The organism is Nocardioides albus (genome assembly GCF_014648255.1).
Taxonomy (GTDB): Bacteria; Actinomycetota; Actinomycetes; order Propionibacteriales; family Nocardioidaceae; genus Nocardioides; species Nocardioides albus.
The window spans coordinates 254,596-273,001 of the sequence record NZ_BMQT01000008.1; the positions used below are offsets into that span (position 1 = coordinate 254,596).

Sequence of the window (18,406 nt, forward strand, 5' to 3'; positions counted from 1 at the left end):
GCCCCTGCGGCCGACCGCTCAGCCGAGCAGTCGTTGTTTGGCGGCTGCGAACTCTGCGTCGCTGAGGATCCCTTGAGTGTGCAGCTCGCCCAGCTTGGTCAGCTGTGCCGTCAGGTCGTCCTCCGCGGGCGCCGCCGGAGCCGCTGGCGGGGGCGCCGACGGAGGAGCCGGCGGCGGTGGCGGGGCCGCAGCGTACTGCTGTTGCGAGTACTGCTGCTGCTCGTACGCCTGGGCCTCGGCCTGTTGCTGGGCCCTGGCTGCGCCCCGGCGGTTGATGGCGTTCGATGTGGCGGTGGCAGTGCCGGCGATGACGGCCGTACGTGCGGCGGCACCGATCAGGCCGGGCCGGCCGATACGTCGTCGAAGCATGGGTGACTCCTCTCTAGCTGGCAGCGGATGCGAAGGCGAGGTCGACGTCCTCGGGTGGAACCCGCAGGAACAGCTCGACTTCCGCACCGGTGCTTCGGATTCGGCTGACGGTCTCCCGCGCCCAGACCTGCTCGTAGACGACCGCAAGGCCGGCTCGACCCGGTGCGAGCGAGGCAGCGAAGAGGTCGATGTCGGCGTCGCTCAGCAGGTCGTTGGCGTCGATCTGGAGCCCGGCGAGCTCTGCGGGCAGGCCCTCCGCCTCCTCGATGTCGACAGCACGGAGGCTGCCGTCGGCGTCCCTCGACATCAGCACGCAGTCGATGATGCGGATCACTCCGCTCTCGACGGGCGGGCGTAACACTGCCGCGAGGTCGTTGAGACCGACCTCCTCCGACATGGACAGGAACAGGATCTCGACCGGGCCGCGTTCCATGGTGCCTCCGAATAGATCACGCGCCTGCCGGGCGGCAGGTCATTCTGGACGCTAGGACTCCCCGAGGTCGCGTCGCTCACCCGCATCGGGTGAGCTTCGGACGCTCACCCCAGCTCGTCGGTGGGTGGTCGCTGCGCAGCGACCACCGCGGCGTGGGTGGACTCCCCCAGGATCATCGTCGCCGGCTCGATGTGGACCCCGCTGAGCCGCTCGAGCGTGCCATCGGCCGACCAGCGCTCCACCAGGTCCGGGTCGACACCGGACAGGTACAGCCGAGCGCCGGCTTCCGCCAGGTCCCGGGCATAGTCCCCCATGACCTTCAAGAAGGTCGCGCCCAAGGTTGTCTTCCCCCGCAGACGCAGCACTACCGCGGTCGCGGCCTCCGGCGACGCGCTCTGGCTCGGATCGGCCGGTTCGGGCGGGAGAGGAAGCCGACGCTGCAGCGTCCTCGTCCCGGCATAGAAGAGCGATCCGTACGCCTCGAGCACGACCGTCTCCCCGCGCGCCAGCACCTGCGGCACCGGACTCTCGATCAGACGTCCCTCGTCGTCCCGTTCGATCCGGATGAGTCGCAGATCCAGCGAGTCCTGCCGCAGCTGCAGCAGGAGGGAGGCGACCACGCCGATGCCTACCGCCTGTGCGACCGGCAGCAGGATCACGGCGACGAAGGTCGCCGTCATCGCCACCGCGGGAATCACGCCGGTCCGGGCGACCGACACAACCTCGCGTGGATGGATGGAGGTGGCGCCGGCGTAGATGAGCACCGCTGCGAGGGTCGGCATCGCCACCTCGCCGACGACGCCCGAGAGCAGGACGAGGATCACCGCCATCCAGATCCCCGCCCAGATCGCACCCCAGCGGGAGGCCGCACCTGCCGTGGCGTTGAGCGCCGTCTGCCCCACTGAGCCGCCCACCGGCTGGCCACCGAAGAATCCCGAGGCGATGTTCGCGAAGCCCTGTGACGTGAAGTCTCGGCGCATCGAGGACCTGCTGCCGTCAGGGTTCGGGACGGCCTCGGCCACCCCGGCACCCTGGATGAGGACGAGCGCGGCGATGGCGAACCCACCCGCGACCATGTCCATGTCGAGCAGACTCAGGTCGGGCAGCTGCGGGACCGGGAGCCCTTGGGGGATCTTGCCGGCGTCCTTGACCCTGATCACATCTGCCCCCGCGATCAGAACTGCGACGGTCGGGACGACGAGAGCGACCAACGACGACGCCACTGCCAGCCGGGTCGGAGCCAGCGCAAGCAGCAGGAACAGGGCGCCCAGACCGGTTGCGACGGTAGGCAGACTGCTCTCGTCGAGCCGAGTGAGGAGATCCCACGCCTTCGCCGCGGGGAACGGTCCCTCGGCATCGACCCCGGCGATGTCGGGAAGCTGGCCGAGGACGATGTTGACCGACACGCCGGTGAGGAAGCCGAGCATCACCGAGTAGGAGACGAATCGGATGTAGCGGCTCAACCTGAGCAACGCGGCCAGGAGCATCAACGCGCCCGCGACGAGGGTCAGGACGAGCATCGCATCCGAACGGTCGGCGGCATCATGGCCGGCGAGGACCGAGCCCGCCGCCAGCGCAGCAGCGCTGGTGGTGGTGACGACCATCATCTTGGTCGAGGAGGTCAGACCACCCGTGATCGGGCCGGCGACGGAGGCGTAGAGGCCGTGGGTCGGGTTGACCCCGGCGAGCACGCTCGAGGCCATCCCGTCCGGAACGCTGGCGATCGCACCCGGCAGCCCGGCGACCAGGTCGCGGCGCCAATGGCGCTTCTTCGGTGTGATCTCTTCGACCTCGCGCCGCAGGATCCGTTGCGCACGGGTCTGGGTGCGACGCAAGGTGCCCGCGTACAGCCTTCGCAGCGACGTACGGCCGGCTGGGTCGGGTTCGGTGTTGCCCTTGGCCACCAGCGCTCCTATCCAGGTGGGAGAAAGGCCTACGCACGTCGGGCCCACGTGGTCACGACATGCTGCGCCCGGCTCCGACCCGTACGCCTCCCCCGGGACGGGTGACCCGATGCTCACCCCTTCCGGGCGATCCCCACACGCGACGGGCGTAGCAGTCTGACCGATCGTGGCCAGAATCATCGCTCCGTCGTTCAGCGACTACTCACCCTCCTGGATCAGGCCCGACATCCTTGCCGGGCTCACCGTGTGGGCCGTGCTCGTGCCCGAGTCGCTCGCGTACGCCACCATCGCCGGCGTACCACCGGTCGTCGGCCTCTACGCCGCCGTGCCCGCCTTGGTGCTCTACAGCCTGCTCGGCTCCTCACGGCACCTGATCGTCGCCCCGATGTCGGCGACCGCGGCACTGTCGGCCGGGGTGGTGGGCTCGTTCGCGGCCGGTGGCGGCGACGTCGTCGCACTCACCACCGGGTTGGCCATCGCAACCGGCATCGTCGCGTTGATCGCCGGCCTGCTGCGGCTGGGTTTCCTGGCGGCCTTCATCAGCGAGCCCGTCCTGCGCGGCTTCATCATCGGTCTCGCCCTGACGATCATCATCGGCCAGCTGCCGCCGTTGGTGGGCGTGGAAAAGGGCTCCGGAAACTTCTTCGAGAAGGCCTGGGACCTGCTGCGCCACCTGGGCGACGTCGATGCCCTGACCATCCTCGTCGGGGTCAGCAGCCTCGTCGTGCTGCTCGTCCTCCGGCGCGTGGTGCCGCTTCTTCCCGGGTCGCTGGCGGTGGCGCTGGTCTGCATCGGGCTCACCGCCCTGCTCGACCTGGACAGCCACGGGCTCGCGATCGTGGGCCACATCGACGCGGGTCTGCCGACCATCGGGTTCCCGGACGTCACCGCTCCGGAGTTCCGCAACCTCATCGCCGCCGCCGTCGGCGTCATGCTCGTCGGGTTCGCCGAAGGGCTCGGCGCCGCGAAGACGTACGCCGCCAAGAGCGGTTACGACATCGACCCGAACCGTGAGCTGCTCGGGCTGGGCATCTCGAACCTGGGGTCCGGCCTGGCCAGCGGAATGGTGGTCAACGGCTCGCTGTCCAAGACCGCTGTCAACGGCTCAGCCGGGGCGAAGTCGCAGATCTCCGCGATGACCGCGGCGGTGCTCACCCTGCTGACGCTGCTGTTCATGACCCGGCTCTTCTCGGACCTCCCGGAGGCCACGCTCGCCGCGATCGTCATCGCCGCGGTGATCGAGCTCGTCGACATCTCCGCGCTGCGCCGGCTCTGGCGCGCCCGCAGCGGACAGGTCACCAAGGTCTACCAGCTCACCGCCCGCGCCGACTTCGTCGGCGCGGTCGCCGCCCTGATCGGCGTGCTCGTATTCGACACGCTGCCTGGCCTGGTGATCGGGATCGCCGTCTCGGTCGTCCTGCTCATCGCCCGCACCTCGCGGCCCCACATCGCGTCGCTGGCGCCGGTCGAGCGCGGCTCCCGCGACGGATCCGACACCCACCGAGGGCTGTGGGTCGACCAGACTCGCAACCCGGAGTACGCCGGGATCCCAGGCATCTTGGTCGTCAGGGTCGAGGCCTCGCTGCTGTTCGCCAACGCGGACTACGTCCGCGAGCACATCCGCGAGCTCGCCGCAGACGTGCCGGACCTTCGACTGGTCGTGATCGATGGCCGGGCGACCCCCTCCGTCGACGTCACCGCCACCGCCATGCTGACCCAGCTGCGTGGCGATCTTCGGCGAAGCGGCGCCGACCTGGCGCTCGCCGGCGACGTGGGCCAGGTACGCGATGTGCTCACCACGGCAGCAGAAGGGGATGCGCCGGTGATCTACCCGACCGTCGACGCAGCCATCGCTGCGGCTACTGAAGAGCCGCCGTCAGGCGCATGACGTTGTCGACGTAACGCTCTCCGTACCCGCGCCGCGACCACTCCTCGGCATCGAGCTCGCGCGACTTCTCCCGGTAGACGTCCAGCACGCTCTGCAGATCGTCGACCACCTGCTCGCTCTCGAGCAGCACGATGACCTCGTAGTTGAGCGCGAAGGAACGGTAGTCCATGTTCGAGGAGCCAACGACGGCGATCGTGTCGTCGACGGTGAAGAACTTGGTGTGGAGGACGTACGGCGCCGGGTACAGCCGGATTCGGACGCCGGCCTCGAGGAGGTCGGCGTAGTAGGAGCGCTGCGCGTGGAACACCATGAACTGATCGGCTCCCTCGTTCACGAACAGCTCGACCTCGACGCCTCTCTGGGCGGCGGTGGTGACGGCGTAGAGGAGCGAGTCGTCCGGCACGAAGTAGGGGCTGACCAGGCAGACCCGTGACTGCGCGCCGTAGATCAGGGTGTTGAACAGGCGCAGGTTGTTCTCGGTCACGAACCCGGGACCGCTCGGCACGACCTGGCACGCCACTCCTTCGGCGGCTCGTTCGGGCCGCTCCCCCTCCAGGGGCGCGCGCTGGGCGAGCTGGTCGCGGATGTTCTCGCCGGTCTCGGCATACCAGTCCGTCGCGAAGACGATGGCGAGGTCCCGCACCACCGGCCCCTCGACCCGGACCATCAGGTCGACCCACTTGCGTCCGGCCTTGTGGTTCTTGGGCTTGTTGTAACCGGGCTCGATGAGGTTCTGCGAGCCCGCGAACGCGACCGCACCGTCGACGACGAGGATCTTGCGGTGGTTGCGCAGATCCGGCCGGCGGAGCTCGCCGCGAAGCGGCCGGATCGGCAGCATCGGCGCCCACTTGATGCCGGTCCCCTCGAGCCGCGAGAGCAGATCCTTGTAGCCAGGGAAGCCCCGCGAGCCCAGGTGGTCGAAGAGGAACCGGACCTCCACCCCTCGCCCGGCCGCCTCGACGAGGGCGTCGAAGAAGTCACCGGTGAGCTCGTCCCAGGCCGAGATGTAGAACTCGACGTGGACGAACCAGCGCGCCCGGCGTACGTCCTCGGTCATAGCGGCGACCGTGTCGGCGTACTCGGGGTGCACCTCGACCCGGTTGTCGCCCGTCAGCGGCAGGGAGCCCAGTCGCTCGTTCAGCCGGACCGCTCCCCGGGAAGGGCCCTCGGGCGCCGTCAGGGTCGCCGGGTCGAGCTTCACCTGGGAGCTGACCAGCTCGTTGACCTCCCGCTGCCAGGCGCGGCGCTTGCGCCCGACGTTGTTGCTGCCGAAGAGCAGGAACGCGAGCAGCCCGAACGCCGGCAGCGCCAGGATGAGGAAGAGCCAGGCCAAGCCCGTCGACGGCCTCCGTCGGCCGGGGATCACCCCCAGCGCCACCACGCACACCGCGATGTGGGCGACGACGAGACCGCCGCTGATCAGTGTGGCGAGCCACGTCGAACCGTCCATCAGAATGACCCCATTCCGTCGCCGACCATCTTGACTCCGAGCACCACGAGAAGAATCGTCATGATGACCGCGTTGTTGGCGATCATCCAGGCCTTGATGCCCTCCAGCAGTGTCGCCGCGCGCTCACCGGTCACCAGGTAGATGCCGAACGGCACGAGCACACCCAGGCTGGCGATGAACGTGAAGACGGCCATCGCGCCGAGCTGCTGGCCCGTCTCTGACGTCGCGGTGGCGATCGTCGTGCCGGCGGAGACCACGAGAAGCAGATTCTTGGGATTGACCGCCCCCAGCAGTACGCCGGTGCCGAACGCCTTGAACACGTTGAACTCGTCGAGCGCCGCCATCCACTTCGGCACCGGAGCCGTCTCTCCCGCACCAGGTCGGCCGCGCCAGCTGCGTACAGCGAGCAGGAGTAGCAGAGCTCCCAGGACGATCTTCAGCACGGCTGCCCAGACCGGAGGATCCTCTCCCCCGGACCCTGCGCCATCGGCGAGCAGCGCGACGCCCGAGCCGAGCACGAAGATGCCGACCAGCCAACCGGCTACGAAGCCGGTCCCGTTCGAGGCGGCACGCTGGCTGACCAGCATCAGGACGAGCGCGACGATCGGCATGGGGCTGACGAGCACGCCCACCGCGATCGGGAGGGACTGGCCGATTGCTTCACCCATGGCCTGACTTCAGCGCAGGCCACGGCCACCGGCCTCACCTGCTCCGGGTGAGAAACGTACGCCCCTGACTCACCGTGCGGGCGATGACCGGATCCTCGATGAGCAGCCGGCCGAGCAGCGCGCCCCCGACGACGATGCCGGCGAAGCCGATCAACCAGGTCGACAGCGAGAGGATCACCCCCAGCATTCCGAACTGTTCGGCGTTCGACTCGACGTAAGGCGGCATCACCCAGGCCGACCCCGCGCCGTAGATGACCTGAACGATCCCGGTCAGCACCGCCCCCAGCAACAGTCGCCGCCACTCGACACGTCCGAACAGCAGCACCCAGCTGCTCCCCCACCAGATGGCGATCGCTCCCAGGGTCTGCAGCACCGGCCGGATGGGGTTGCCGGGATCGGTGAGCAGGCCGACGACGGCATTGAGCGCCCCGAGACAGGTCAACCAGAGGACCACCCAGAACAGGCAGCGCCGGGCTCCTCGAAGGCCTCCGACGTGCTCCTGCTCCCAGACCCGCTCGAACACCCGCTGGACGGCACGGCCGAAGGATGTCGCCGAGACGATCGTGATCGTCAGTCCGATCGCCCCGGTCTCGGAGCGCACCTGGTCGAGGTCGACCTCACCCGTCACCTGGCGGACGGCCTCGTCGCCTACTCCTGTGACCTCCGAGATCTGTTGCAGGGCGCTTGCGGTGAGGTGGGGAAGGAACGCCGCGATGACGACCAGCATCGGCACCATGGCCAGGAGAGCCTGGGCGGCGATGAGCATGCACCGGTCGAGGAACTCGATACGGAGCACCTCTCTGATGAGTCTCTGCAGCAGAGGGACGTGACCGATCAAGGCATCGACCCTGGCCCGAAGGGCACTCACGTTCACGTGAGCAGTGTTCCCCCTGACACGGCCACCCACCATCGCCCGTTTCCGGTGACCACATCGGCCGTCGGGCAACTTAGGTTGGTCAGAACATCGTCCAGGTCAGTCGCTGGAGCCAATCGTGAAAAACCACATCATCGGGGAGGTGCGCTCATGACACGGATCCTCATTCGCGTGGACTCGGCGGTTTCCGACGACGCCCTCGAGACCTTCCCGCATCTGACGCTGTCCACCCAGCGGGCGACGACGACCCTGATCGGCGATCTCGCCGACGACGAGCTCCAGGGCGTGCTGGACCTACTCAGCTCTCTTGGGGTCGACGTCATCGAGATCGTCACCATCCCCGAGTAGCTCGGCCGGCGCGCTTCCCGCGATCAGCGGCATCAGCCAGCTCTTCGCCGGGTCTGCCTCCACGAAGATCGCTCGCACGAACAAGGTGAACGGCACCGCCATCACGGCGCCGATCGGCCCCATGATCCACGACCAGAAGATCAAGGACAGGAACGTCAGCGTCACCGAGAGGCCCACCGCCTCCCCGACGACCTTCGGCTGGATCACCGACTGGATGACCACGTTCAGCAGGGAGTACACGGCGATGACGGCGAGCATCAGCTTGAAGTCCCCGTCGAGCAGCGCGAGGATCGCCGGCGGCACCAGCCCGATGATGAAGCCGATGTTCGGGATGTAGTTGGTCAGGAACGCGAGCAGGCCCCACACCAGCGGCGCCGGCACGCCCAGCAGGTAGAGGGCTACCGTGTCGAGTGTGGCCACGATCAGTCCGAACACCGTCGAGACCAGCAGATAGCGACGTGTCCCGACCGCGAACGAGCTCAGGGCCCGTACGAGAGCGGGACGGCGGTGGCCGATCGAGACCAGTTGGCGCGGTAGGGCGGTCGCGTCGATGGCCATGAACAGGCACATCGCCAGGATGAACACCATGGAGGAGACCAGGCCGAACATGCCGTTGAGAGCACCTGAGACCAGGCTCAGCAGGTTCGACAGGTCGAACGACCTGGCGATCGCGAGGACCTCGTCAGAGCCGACCCCGATCTTGGTGAGCCACGCGGTCAGGTCGTCGACCTTCTCCTTGGCGACACCGCTGTAGGTGCCCAGAAGAGTGGCGAATCGGGCCACCGCGAGGATCACGCACAATCCGAGACCGACGACTCCGACGACGACGGTGACGATGGACAGGGCGGTGGCGACGCCGGACGGGAGGTGCCGAGCCAACCAGTTCCGTGCCGGGTGTACGACGATGGTGAGCACCATCGCGAGGAAGATCGGCCCGAGGATGCCGTGGGCCGCCTGCAGCCCCGCCACCAGGACCACCACCGCGGCCGATCCCAGCAGGACCGCGAGGACCCTGAACGGTGGCGGCCAGCTCGTGACCGTTGTCTCCGGACCCTGCGCACCTGGTATCACGAGTCCATGTTCGAGCCCCGGCCGAACGAGCCGTATCGCCCGATACGGGTGATCGGGCGATACGTGGGATTTCGCTCGGGTCGATCCGACGACCCCTCAGGGGCGTGGCGGACCTACGTCACCCCGCGGCTCGGGCCGGATCATGGGCTCGGGCCGGATCGCGCTCTGCGCCACGGCCGAGACCAGCGAGCCGATGGCGATCCCGATCACCAGGTTGAGCAGCATGGTGACGATCTTGGCGTCCAGGTCCGCGCCGGACGTGAACGGCCACAGCGCGGCGATGACCGTGGCCAGACCGATGATCCAGCCGAAGAACGTCCGCGGCTGCGGCGTCGTCAGGAGGAGCACGTGGGCGACGGCCGTGGCCAGCAGTCCGGCGACGGCTGCCCACACGGCGTACCACACCGTCGAGGCGCCTCCCCAGACCCCGTCGCCCTTGGGTGCGAGGACAGGTATGTCGAAGATGCCGCGGGCGATCACGATTCCGGCGATGGCGATCAGGGCGGCCACGACCGCTGCTGCGGCGCCACCTGCCCAGAGCCGACCGGCATTGACTGCGGGCTGCTGTCGTCGGGCGGGCGGTTGGTTCATCACCATGGTCAGTCTCCGTCGTCAGTCGGTTCTGTGGTCTCGGTGTGGAGGAGCTCGCGGAGCTCCTCCGCGATGTCGTCGTCCAGCTCGGCGTACACGAGGGTCGGGTTTCCGTGCTGCACGGCTGCGGCGATCGCTTCCGGGTCGCCATCACTGCTGAGCACCAGGAGCGCGGACCTCCCGGGCGCGAGGTGCTCGACTACCCGCTCGAGCACGTCGTCGCCGATGCCCGCCTGCCTGAGTCGTTGGACCGCGGCCGCGGACGCTGCCCCCACAGCAGCGCCCGCGACCGGATTGAACACGAGGATCCCGAGGAGACCACCGAGCAGCGAGCCCTTGGCTGCGGCGCTCGTCGTACGGTGGCGGAGGTGGCCGATCTGAGGCTCCTCCGCTCCCGGGAACCAGGTGAGCGTGATCGCATCGTGCACAGTCAGCGCATCACGCTCCTGCAGGTCCCTGAGCCAGACCTCGGCATCCGAGGCGCCCATGATCCGGTCATAGAGCCATGCAGTCAGACTGGTCATGAGGTCACTCGGCGAAGACCTCGCGCAGCGCCGCCTCCTGCTCACTGCTGAGGTTGGTGAAGATCAGCTCACCCTCGTGGCCGCGCATCGCCTCGCGCACCTTGTCGATGACCGCGTCGGAGGTCATCAGGAACAGAGCCGACGTGCCGGGCGTCACCTGGTCGCGAACCTTGTTGATGAAGGCGTCGTCGATGCCGACATCGGTCAGCGATCCGGACAGCGCGCCGGCAGCGGCGCCGACCGCTGCGCCCAGGAGGGGAACGAAGAAGATGAGGCCGAAGAGCATGCCCCAGAACGTTCCGCTCATCGCCCCCAGGCCCTTGGTGCTGGTCAGCTGCTGGGTCTTCGGCTTCTTCTTGCCGACCTCCCAGCGCACGGTCGCGGCATCCTCGAGCACGATGAGATCCTGCTGGACGAGCTCCTCGAGGTTCTTCACAGCCTCTTCTGCGCCGTCGGTCGTGTCGTACTTCCATACCGTCAGGGTCGCCATCACTTGTCCTTGCTGTCGTTGACTACGTTCCTCATCGACCATCCCGGCGCAGGTGGCCCAGGGCCTCACCCGAATTCGGTGAACCACCCTTGTCGGGGTGGTCCGTAGCGTGCGGGTCGTGAACAGTCGAGGTGTGTCGTGACGAGGGTGCTGATCAGGGTGAACGGCGAGCTCTCCAAGGAGCTTCAGAGAGCGTTCCCCCAGCTGGCTGCCCAAGCCCATCATGAGCAGTCGACCCTCACCGGCGAGGTCCCTGACCAGGAGGCGCTGCAGGGCATCCTGCACGCGCTGGGCGCCCTCGACATCAATGTCATCGAGGTCGTCACGATCCCCGACTGAGGCGTCAGGACGTCATCTGGCGTGCCGGACAAACCCGTCCTGCTCGGCCGCGGCGAACCATGTCGACCGGCGGAGGACCGTCAGCACCTCGGCCGGTACGTCGAGCAGCACCATCTCGGTTCCGTCGCAGGCGAGGTCGTCCCGCAGCGAGCGCAGCGTCTGCAGCAGCGGGATGGTGACCCGGTTCAGTGCAGCGAGGTCGAGGACGACCGTCCGAGGCTCGGGTTCGGCGGCCTGCGCCAGCCGGAGCGCTGTGTCATGGGTCACCTGGGCGTTGCCGGTGTAGAGGTCGCCGGTGAGCAGCAGCAGGAGCTCGTCCGGGCCGACAAGGTCCGGGCGGTCGACAAGACGGACCTTCGGCCGGTTCACCGCGCGGATGACCAGCACGAGGGTGAGACCGACCCCGACCCCCACCCCCAGCAGCATCCCGCCGGTCAGGCCGACCAGGGCCACGATCACCGCGACGCCGAGCTCCGTCTTGTCGATCGCGGCGTAGGTCGCGAGCTCGCGCGGGTCGAGCAGCCCGGCCACGGCGATCAGCACCATCGCGGCCAGGATCGTGCTGGGCAGATCCGCGAGCAGCGGCGCCAGGGCGAGGGCGACGAGCAGCGCCAGGCACGCTGTCACCAGTCCGGAGAGCTGGGTGCGGGCGCCCGCACGAAGATTCACCGCGGACTGCGAGAAACCTCCGGCCGGAGGCAGCGACTGGGTGAGCCCGCCGGCCATGGCGGCGATACCGGTGGCGACCAGCTCGCGATCGACGTCGATCGGCGGCTCACGGCGGCGCCGGTTGGTCCGCGCCACCAGCACCGTCTCGAGGAACGACATCAGCGCGATGGCGACCGCGCCGGGGAGCAGGTCGACGACGTCGCCGGCGACCGGCAGGCTCAGGGCCGGCAGCCCGGTCGGGACCGGATCGATGAGGGCGAGACCGCGGTCCTCGACGCCGCTGAACGCAACCAGCGCGATGCCTGCCGCGACGACGACGAGCGGGCCCGGTATGGCCGGGGCCAGGCGCCGCAGCAGGACGAGCACCGCTATCGCGCCGAGACCGACCAGCGCGGTCACGACCGAGAGGTCGGTGAGCCCGCGGGCGACCGCGACCAGCTCCTCGACGAAACCGTCCGCTTCCGGGTCCGCCGACAGTCCGAGCAGGGCCGGCAGCTGGCTGACGAGGACAGTGAGGCCCACGCCGATCCGGATGCCCGTCATGGTCGCCGGGGAGATGCTCTCGACCAGCGCCCCGAGCCGGGCCAGCCGCATCACGAGGAGGCAGAGACCCACCATGAACGTGAGCGTGAACGCGGCCCCCAGGAGCTCCCCCGGATCACGACCGGGCAGACCGGCCAGCGAGCTGGCCACCAGAACGGCGATGGTCGACGTCGTCGACACGCTCAGCGCTCGAGCGCCGCCGAGCAGTGCGTACGCCGCCATGGGCAGCAGACAGGTGTAGAGACCCACGCTGGGCGGCATCCCCGCGATCGTGGCGTACGCCATCGCCTGAGGGATGACGACCGTGCCCGTCGCCAGCCCGGCGAGCACGTCCCCGCGCAGCCACGAACGCTGATAGCCGTGCATGGTCGGGATCAGCCAGGTCTTCACATCCCTACTCCATCGTGTCCAGGTGGTCCAGCAGGTCACCCGAGTCGGGGGAGGTATCGAGCCTGATGCCCTGCGAGCCTCCAAGCACTACCCGAGGAGGTTTCATGTCCGACAAGCCCAACATCCTGGTCATCTGGGGCGATGACATCGGCATCAGCAACTTGAGCTGCTACAGCGACGGGCTGATGGGCTACCGAACGCCCAACATCGACCGGATCGCCGCCGAAGGCATCCGATTCACCGACTCCTACGGTGAGCAGAGCTGCACGGCTGGGCGCGCGGCGTTCATCACCGGCCAGAACCCCTACCGCACGGGCCTCACCAAGGTCGGCATGCCCGGCGCGGACCTCGGTCTGCGCGCGGAGGACCCGACGATCGCGACGGCGCTGAAGTCGTTGGGGTACGCGACCGGACAGTTCGGCAAGAACCACTTCGGCGACCGCGACGAGTTCCTACCGACCGCGCACGGGTTCGACGAGTTCTTCGGCAACCTCTACCACCTCAACGCCGAGGAGGAGCCGGAGCAGTACGACTACCCGCGCGAGGATGAGTTCCCGAACTTCAAGAAGAGGTTCGGCCCTCGCGGGGTCATCCACTCCTGGGCCAACGGCGACGGCACCCAGCGAATCGAGGACACCGGCCCGCTCACCAAGGAGCGGATGAAGACGATCGACGACGAGATCGTCCCCGAGGCGCTGCGGTTCATGAGCGATGCCAGCGCGAGCGACACCCCGTTCTTCGTGTGGCTCAACACGACCCACATGCACTTCCGGACCCACATCAAGGACGGCAGCCGCGGCAAGGCCGGCCGCTGGCAGTCGGAGTACCACGACACGATGGTCGACCACGACGAGCTGGTCGGATCGGTGCTCGACTACCTCGACGAGAACGGTCTGGCCGAGAACACCATCGTGATGTACTCCACCGACAACGGTCCGCACATGAACAGCTGGCCCGACGCCGGGATGACCCCGTTCCGCAACGAGAAGAACTCGAACTGGGAGGGCGCCTACCGGGTCCCGGCGATGGTCCGTTGGCCCGGTCACATCCCCGCCGGGGAGGTACGCAACGGGATCGTCAGCCACAACGACTGGTTCGTCACCCTGCTTGCTGCAGCCGGGGACACCGACGTCGCGGACCGGCTCAAGGTAGGGACCGAGCTGGCCGGAACGTCCTACAAGGTCCACCTGGACGGTCACAACCAGCTCGACTACTTCACCGGTGCGGCGGACGAGAGCCCACGCAAGCACTTCTTCTACGTCACCGACGACGGAGACCTCGCAGCCATGCGGTTCGACAACTGGAAGTTCATCTTCCTCGAGCAGCGCACCACCGGCACGCTGGCCATCTGGCTGGACCCCTACGTGGAGCTGCGGGCACCCAAGATCTACAACCTGCGCCTGGACCCGTACGAGAAGGCGGAAGGCACGTCCAACACCTACTTCGACTGGATGCTCGACCACGTCTGGCTGCTCATCCCGGCCCAGACCTACGTCGCGCAGATGCTGGAGTCGCTGATCGAGTTCCCGCCCAGGCAGACGCCGGCGACGTTCAGCGTCGACCAGGTCATGGCGAAGCTCAAGGCGGGCGTCCCGAGCAGCTGATGCCCAGCCCCACCTACGTCGACCTGCCCGGCGGCACGTTCACCATGGGCTCCGACGACCACTATCCGGAGGAGGCCCCGACCCACCGCGTGCGGGTCGGGGCGTTCTCCATCGACGCCCACCAGGTCACGAACGCGCAGTTCGCGAAGTTCGTACGCAAGACGCGTTACGTGACGGTCGCCGAGCGGCCGGTCGACCCGGCCGACTTCCCCGACGCGCCCCCGGAGAACCTCCAACCCGGCTCGCTCGTCTTCACGCCCACACCCGGCCCGGTCGATCTTCGACACGTGAGCCAGTGGTGGACCTGGACGCCGGGGGCGTGCTGGTCGGCGCCGGAGGGGCCGGGCAGCTCGGTCAAGCGCCGGCCGGACCATCCGGTCGTCCATGTGGCCTACGAGGACGCGGTCGCGTACGCCACCTGGGCCGGTGCCGAGCTACCCACCGAAGCGGAGTGGGAGTACGCCGCCCGCGGCGGCCTCGAGGGCACGGCCTTCACCTGGGGCGACGAGCCGCGCCCCGGCGGCCAGATCATGGCCAACACCTGGGACGGCCCCGACTTCCCATGGCACCACACCCGCGAGAGCGGCTTCTCTCGCACCGCCCCGGTCGGAAGCTTCCCGGCCAACGGCTTCGGACTCTTCGACATGGCCGGCAACGTGTGGGAGTGGACAAGCGACTGGTGGACCGACCGACATCCGGACGAGGTCGCGAAGCCGTGTTGTGTGCCCGAGAACCCGCGCGGTGGTGACCTGGAGCAGAGCCTCGACCCGGCGCAACCCCAGTTCCAGATCGGCCGCAAGGTCGTCAAGGGCGGCTCACACCTGTGCGCGGACAGCTACTGCCTGCGCTACCGGCCCGCCGCACGCCGCCCGCAGATGGTCGACACCGGCACCAGCCACATGGGGTTCCGTTGCATCCGACGCCCCGAAACCCAGCAACACGAGGAGACACCGTGACCGAGCAGCTGCTGCCATCGTGGCGCCCAGGCGCCACCCGAGACGCCGTCGTCGCCTTCCTCGACGCCGCGGAGTCGGTGCCCGTGGCCGACCGCGTTGCGTGCTTCGACAACGACGGCACCTTGTGGTGCGAACGTCCGACGTACGTTCAGTTCGACTTCTTCGTCGACGCGCTGCGCGCTCGAGCAGCGGCCGACCAGTCGGTGAGCGAGCGGGCGGAGTTCGCTGCCGTGCTCTCGGGTGACCCGCAAGCGATCGGCGACATCGGGCTGGAGCGGGTCGCCATGGCTCTCACCGGTCTCTTCGAGGGCCTGACCCCTCAGGAGTTCACCGCACAGACCCGCGAGTTCATGGCGCGCGGCGAGCACCCGACCCTGGGGCGTCCGCACCGCACGTGCACCTACGTGCCGATGCTCGAGCTCATCGCCGAGCTCCGCCGCCGGGACTTCGCGGTGACGTTGGTGACCGGCGGCGGCACCGAGTTCGTGCGCGCCGTCAGCCAGGACCTGTACGGCGTACCGCCCGAGGCTGTGGTCGGCACCCTGATCGAGTACGACTACGTCGCCGACCCGCCGCGGTTGCACCGGTCGACGCGACTCGTCGGTGCTGCCAACGAGGGTGCGGCCAAGGTGTCGAACATCCAGACCCAGCTGGGTCGCCGCCCGATCCTCGCCGTCGGCAACTCCGGCGGCGACCGGGAGATGCTCGAGTGGGCCGCAGCCGGCGAGGGACCCACGCTCGCGCTGCTCGTCGACCACGACGACGCGGAGCGCGAGTTCTCCTACGTCAGCACGGCTCAGACCTTCACCGAGCCCGAGCCGATCACCGATGTCGGTGCCCGGCTGGGCTGGACCGTGATCAGCATGGCCCGGGACTGGGAGACCGTCTTCGCCTGACCGCGCGCAGAGCGCGATGCCGGCCTGGACGTGTCAGTCGATCAGGCCGGCTTCGCGCGCCACCCGGACGGCATGGACCCGGTTGTTGGCGTTGAGCTTGCGGGTGGCGCTCTTGAGGTAGGACTTCACCGTGCTCTCCACGATCCCCAGCGCCTCGGCGGCCTCCCGGTTGCTGTTCCCGAGCGCCACCTGACGCAGGACGTCGACCTCGCGAGCGGCCAGCCGTACGGCCGGAGCCGATGACGTCGCCTTCCTCTCCCCCGGCCTGGCGGTGAGGCGCAGAACCATCGCCTCCAGCCGGCTGCGGACCTCGGGGTCGACGACCTGACCGGCCAAGGCGGTGAGCTCGGCCGCCATCTCCCGGCGCTCGGCGAGATCGCGCCTCGCGACGGTCTCGACCGGGCTCGGAGTCGGCGACGGCGCAGGCGCGAGCCGGGAGAGCCGGTTGCGGACCTCGTCGTCGACCAGGATCTCGCGCTCGAGGGTGCGGATCAGCGGCCGCAGCGAGTCGAACCAGACACCGCCGAGCCCGAGCCGCGAGCGGGAGGCGAGGTAGATGAGCATCCGCGGGGCGCGGTCGACCAGGATCGGCAGAGCGGCGACGGTCTGGATCTGCTCCTGAGCGACGGCGGTGTCGTAGAGGTGGGTGATCCCGCGCGCGGTGTAGTAGTGGTCGACGGAGCCGGGCTGACGGGTCTGCAGGGTCTTTCCGCCCAGGCCTTCTCCGTTGACGACCCGCAGGCCGCGCAGCGAGGCGCCCTTCGCGCCGCACGTCGCGGTGATGTCGATGGCCGTGCCGTCGCCACGCACCGGGCCCCCGAAGGCGAGATCCAGCCCCGACGCGTTCCGGAAGGAGGCCAGCGTCTGGGCGATCCGGGACCCGTCGTACGGCGCCTCTGGGGCGATGGCGGTGGTGCTCATGACGTCGAGCGTAAGTGACGACCATCACAAGCAACAAGAGGCACACCCCCTCTTTCGAGGGCACTCTTCCGGGGGTATCGGGCAGGTGGTGGCAGTCCCACACTCGGTTCACCAATCCGAAACAGGAGGCACGATCATGGCCCAAATCGCGGCTGACCGAGCCGAGGTCGACGGGCGCACCATGCGCCGCGTCGCGACGGCGTCACTGACCGGCACCACCATCGAGTTCTATGACTTCCTCATCTACGGGCTCGCGGCAGCCCTCGTCTTCAACGCCGTCTTCTTCCCGTCCATGGGCGGCCCGGAGGGCACTATGGCCTCGATCGCGACCTTCGGTGTCGCGTTCGTCTTCCGACCGCTGGGAGCGATCCTCTTCGGCCACTACGGCGACCGGATCGGCCGCAAGGCCACGCTGATCACCACCTTGATGATCATGGGCACCTCGACCTTCGCGATCGGCCTGCTCCCGAGCGTGGAGTCGATCGGCAAGGGCGCCGTGGTGATCCTCGTTCTGCTGCGGGCGCTGCAGGGGATCGCACTCGGCGGCGAGTGGGCGGGCGCCGCTCTCCTCACCACCGAGTACGCCGCCCGCGGCCAGCGGGGGCGCTACAGCATGTTCCCGCAGCTCGGCCCCAGCCTGGGGCTGATCCTCGCCGCGGCAGCCATGCTCACGACCTTCCGCCTGATGGAGCCCGCCGCGTTCGCGGCCTGGGGCTGGCGGATCCCGTTCCTCGCCAGTGCCGTGCTCATCGCGGTCGGGCTCTGGGTCCGGCTGAAGATCGCCGAGACGCCGTCGTTCAAGAAGGTCCAGTCGGCAGGCACCCGCAGCGCGCTGCCGTTCGTCGGCTGCATCCGTGACCAATGGCGCCAGGTGCTGCTCAGCGGCGGCATCATGGCGGTCGTCTTCGGCGCCTTCTACACCGGCGCCAGCTTCATGGTCGCCCACGCGGTCGGCACCCTCGGCCTGAGCATGAGCCAGGCCCTGCTCGGCGTCATCGTCGCGGCATTCGCCATGAGCCTGACGGTCATCGCCTCCGCGTGGCTCTCCGACGTGCTCGGCCGCCGCGTGGTTCTGCTCATCGGTGCCGCCTTCGGCCTCGTCGCGGGGCCGCTGTCGTTCGCCGTCATGGAGCCTGGCAGCTTCGCGAGCTTCGCTCTCGGCAACAGCCTGATGCTGTGCGTACTCGGTCTCAACTACGGCCCGATCGCGGCGTTCCTGCCCGAGATGTTCCAGGCGAAGTACCGCTACACGGGAGCCGGGCTGGGTTACAACATCGCGGGCATCCTCGGCGGCGCCGTCCCGCTCGTCATCGCCGAGGACCTGCTGGCCAGGTGGGGCACGGACGGGATCGCGTACTTCCTCAGCGCCCTGGCCGTGCTGAGCATCGGCTGCCTGCTGATGGCCAAGGAGACCAGCGGCGTGGAGCTCGACGCGGAGCCCGCACTCGCCTGATCCGGCACCGCTCACCCTCTTTCGG

General features: G+C 68.7%; 19 protein-coding genes. 7 read left to right on the forward strand and 12 right to left on the reverse strand.

Annotation, left to right across the window (positions count from 1 at the left end; genetic code table 11):
• Positions 1-18: 18 nt before the first annotated feature.
• The 3 genes from IEY84_RS18330 to IEY84_RS18340 all read right to left on the reverse strand — a co-directional run bounded on the left by IEY84_RS18330 (position 19) and on the right by IEY84_RS18340 (position 2,706).
• Complete coding sequence (locus IEY84_RS18330) at positions 19-369, reverse strand: SHOCT domain-containing protein (protein WP_183548806.1); 351 nt, start codon at positions 367-369, stop codon at positions 19-21.
• 13 nt (positions 370-382) lie between these two features.
• Entirely contained in the window at positions 383-802 is a 420-nt protein-coding gene (locus IEY84_RS18335) for a DUF6325 family protein (RefSeq protein WP_183548804.1), read from the reverse strand.
• A 104-nt stretch (positions 803-906) separates the two neighbouring features.
• Positions 907-2,706, reverse strand: coding sequence for a SulP family inorganic anion transporter (locus tag IEY84_RS18340; protein WP_229788814.1), 1,800 nt, complete (start codon positions 2,704-2,706; stop codon positions 907-909).
• A gap of 166 nt (positions 2,707-2,872) precedes the next feature.
• Here IEY84_RS18340 and IEY84_RS18345 point away from each other — a divergent pair, with 166 nt between their 5' ends.
• Positions 2,873-4,594, forward strand: coding sequence for a SulP family inorganic anion transporter (locus IEY84_RS18345; protein ID WP_183548800.1), 1,722 nt, complete (start codon positions 2,873-2,875; stop codon positions 4,592-4,594).
• Here IEY84_RS18345 and cls read toward each other — a convergent pair.
• From cls to IEY84_RS18360, 3 genes are read right to left on the reverse strand one after another with little or no spacing between them, the layout of a single operon-like run.
• Positions 4,566-6,044 (reverse strand): cardiolipin synthase, encoded by a 1,479-nt coding sequence (gene cls, locus IEY84_RS18350; protein ID WP_183548798.1) that lies wholly within the window; start codon positions 6,042-6,044, stop codon positions 4,566-4,568. The genes IEY84_RS18345 and cls overlap by 29 nt on opposite strands.
• A complete protein-coding gene (locus tag IEY84_RS18355; RefSeq protein ID WP_183548796.1) occupies positions 6,044-6,712 on the reverse strand; it encodes a GAP family protein in 669 nt (222 codons plus the stop codon). The genes cls and IEY84_RS18355 overlap by 1 nt, the downstream gene beginning before the upstream one ends.
• A 34-nt stretch (positions 6,713-6,746) precedes the next feature.
• The gene (locus tag IEY84_RS18360) at positions 6,747-7,586 is read right to left on the reverse strand and encodes a YhjD/YihY/BrkB family envelope integrity protein (protein ID WP_183548794.1); all 840 of its coding nucleotides are present in this window, start codon (positions 7,584-7,586) and stop codon (positions 6,747-6,749) included.
• Positions 7,587-7,736: 150 nt separating this feature from the next.
• On the opposite strand from IEY84_RS18360, the gene IEY84_RS18365 reads away from it, so the two are divergent.
• Positions 7,737-7,934: a DUF8691 family protein gene (locus tag IEY84_RS18365; protein ID WP_183548792.1), complete on the forward strand. Its 198-nt coding sequence runs from the start codon at positions 7,737-7,739 to the stop codon at positions 7,932-7,934.
• Here IEY84_RS18365 and IEY84_RS18370 read toward each other — a convergent pair.
• The 4 genes from IEY84_RS18370 to IEY84_RS18385 all read right to left on the reverse strand — a co-directional run bounded on the left by IEY84_RS18370 (position 7,881) and on the right by IEY84_RS18385 (position 10,610).
• Complete coding sequence (locus IEY84_RS18370; protein WP_221209113.1) at positions 7,881-9,005, reverse strand: AI-2E family transporter; 1,125 nt, start codon at positions 9,003-9,005, stop codon at positions 7,881-7,883. The two genes, IEY84_RS18365 and IEY84_RS18370, sit on opposite strands and share 54 nt — an antisense overlap.
• A gap of 96 nt (positions 9,006-9,101) precedes the next feature.
• On the reverse strand, positions 9,102-9,602 hold the full coding sequence (locus tag IEY84_RS18375; RefSeq protein WP_221209112.1) for a DUF6069 family protein: 501 nt from the start codon (positions 9,600-9,602) through the stop codon (positions 9,102-9,104).
• Positions 9,603-9,604: 2 nt separating this feature from the next.
• Entirely contained in the window at positions 9,605-10,120 is a 516-nt protein-coding gene (locus IEY84_RS18380; RefSeq protein ID WP_183548790.1) for a DUF1269 domain-containing protein, read from the reverse strand.
• A 4-nt stretch (positions 10,121-10,124) separates the two neighbouring features.
• Complete coding sequence (locus IEY84_RS18385) at positions 10,125-10,610, reverse strand: DUF1269 domain-containing protein (RefSeq protein WP_183548788.1); 486 nt, start codon at positions 10,608-10,610, stop codon at positions 10,125-10,127.
• Positions 10,611-10,748: 138 nt separating this feature from the next.
• Here IEY84_RS18385 and IEY84_RS18390 point away from each other — a divergent pair, with 138 nt between their 5' ends.
• A complete protein-coding gene (locus IEY84_RS18390) occupies positions 10,749-10,949 on the forward strand; it encodes a DUF8691 family protein (RefSeq protein WP_183548786.1) in 201 nt (66 codons plus the stop codon).
• 12 nt (positions 10,950-10,961) lie between these two features.
• On the opposite strand, the gene IEY84_RS18395 is transcribed toward IEY84_RS18390, so the two are convergent.
• Complete coding sequence (locus tag IEY84_RS18395) at positions 10,962-12,551, reverse strand: SulP family inorganic anion transporter (protein ID WP_183548784.1); 1,590 nt, start codon at positions 12,549-12,551, stop codon at positions 10,962-10,964.
• Between the two features lie 104 nt (positions 12,552-12,655).
• Between IEY84_RS18395 and IEY84_RS18400 the strand changes: the two genes are divergently transcribed.
• The 3 genes from IEY84_RS18400 to IEY84_RS18410 are packed head-to-tail and all read left to right on the forward strand — an operon-like array spanning position 12,656 to position 16,007.
• Positions 12,656-14,155: an arylsulfatase gene (locus tag IEY84_RS18400; RefSeq protein ID WP_183548782.1), complete on the forward strand. Its 1,500-nt coding sequence runs from the start codon at positions 12,656-12,658 to the stop codon at positions 14,153-14,155.
• Complete coding sequence (locus IEY84_RS18405) at positions 14,155-15,111, forward strand: formylglycine-generating enzyme family protein (protein WP_183548780.1); 957 nt, start codon at positions 14,155-14,157, stop codon at positions 15,109-15,111. The genes IEY84_RS18400 and IEY84_RS18405 overlap by 1 nt, the downstream gene beginning before the upstream one ends.
• Complete coding sequence (locus tag IEY84_RS18410; protein WP_183548779.1) at positions 15,108-16,007, forward strand: HAD family hydrolase; 900 nt, start codon at positions 15,108-15,110, stop codon at positions 16,005-16,007. Before IEY84_RS18405 ends, IEY84_RS18410 begins: the two co-directional genes overlap by 4 nt.
• Before the next feature lie 33 nt (positions 16,008-16,040).
• Here the strand turns inward: IEY84_RS18410 and IEY84_RS18415 are convergent, their stop codons facing one another.
• Positions 16,041-16,928, reverse strand: coding sequence for a helix-turn-helix transcriptional regulator (locus IEY84_RS18415; RefSeq protein WP_183548778.1), 888 nt, complete (start codon positions 16,926-16,928; stop codon positions 16,041-16,043).
• A gap of 136 nt (positions 16,929-17,064) precedes the next feature.
• Here IEY84_RS18415 and IEY84_RS18420 point away from each other — a divergent pair, with 136 nt between their 5' ends.
• Positions 17,065-18,381: an MFS transporter gene (locus tag IEY84_RS18420; RefSeq protein ID WP_183548777.1), complete on the forward strand. Its 1,317-nt coding sequence runs from the start codon at positions 17,065-17,067 to the stop codon at positions 18,379-18,381.
• Positions 18,382-18,406: the final 25 nt, after the last annotated feature.

Coding starts and splice junctions, on each gene's coding strand:
- IEY84_RS18330 (WP_183548806.1), bottom strand. CDS start 369: ATGCTTCGACGACGTATCGGCCGGCCCGGCCTGATCGGTGCCGCCGCA.
- IEY84_RS18335 (WP_183548804.1), bottom strand. CDS start 802: ATGGAACGCGGCCCGGTCGAGATCCTGTTCCTGTCCATGTCGGAGGAG.
- cls (WP_183548798.1), bottom strand. CDS start 6,044: ATGGACGGTTCGACGTGGCTCGCCACACTGATCAGCGGCGGTCTCGTC.
- IEY84_RS18355 (WP_183548796.1), bottom strand. CDS start 6,712: ATGGGTGAAGCAATCGGCCAGTCCCTCCCGATCGCGGTGGGCGTGCTC.
- IEY84_RS18365 (WP_183548792.1), top strand. CDS start 7,737: ATGACACGGATCCTCATTCGCGTGGACTCGGCGGTTTCCGACGACGCC.
- IEY84_RS18375 (WP_221209112.1), bottom strand. CDS start 9,602: ATGGTGATGAACCAACCGCCCGCCCGACGACAGCAGCCCGCAGTCAAT.
- IEY84_RS18380 (WP_183548790.1), bottom strand. CDS start 10,120: ATGACCAGTCTGACTGCATGGCTCTATGACCGGATCATGGGCGCCTCG.
- IEY84_RS18385 (WP_183548788.1), bottom strand. CDS start 10,610: ATGGCGACCCTGACGGTATGGAAGTACGACACGACCGACGGCGCAGAA.
- IEY84_RS18400 (WP_183548782.1), top strand. CDS start 12,656: ATGTCCGACAAGCCCAACATCCTGGTCATCTGGGGCGATGACATCGGC.
- IEY84_RS18405 (WP_183548780.1), top strand. CDS start 14,155: ATGCCCAGCCCCACCTACGTCGACCTGCCCGGCGGCACGTTCACCATG.
- IEY84_RS18415 (WP_183548778.1), bottom strand. CDS start 16,928: ATGAGCACCACCGCCATCGCCCCAGAGGCGCCGTACGACGGGTCCCGG.
- IEY84_RS18420 (WP_183548777.1), top strand. CDS start 17,065: ATGGCCCAAATCGCGGCTGACCGAGCCGAGGTCGACGGGCGCACCATG.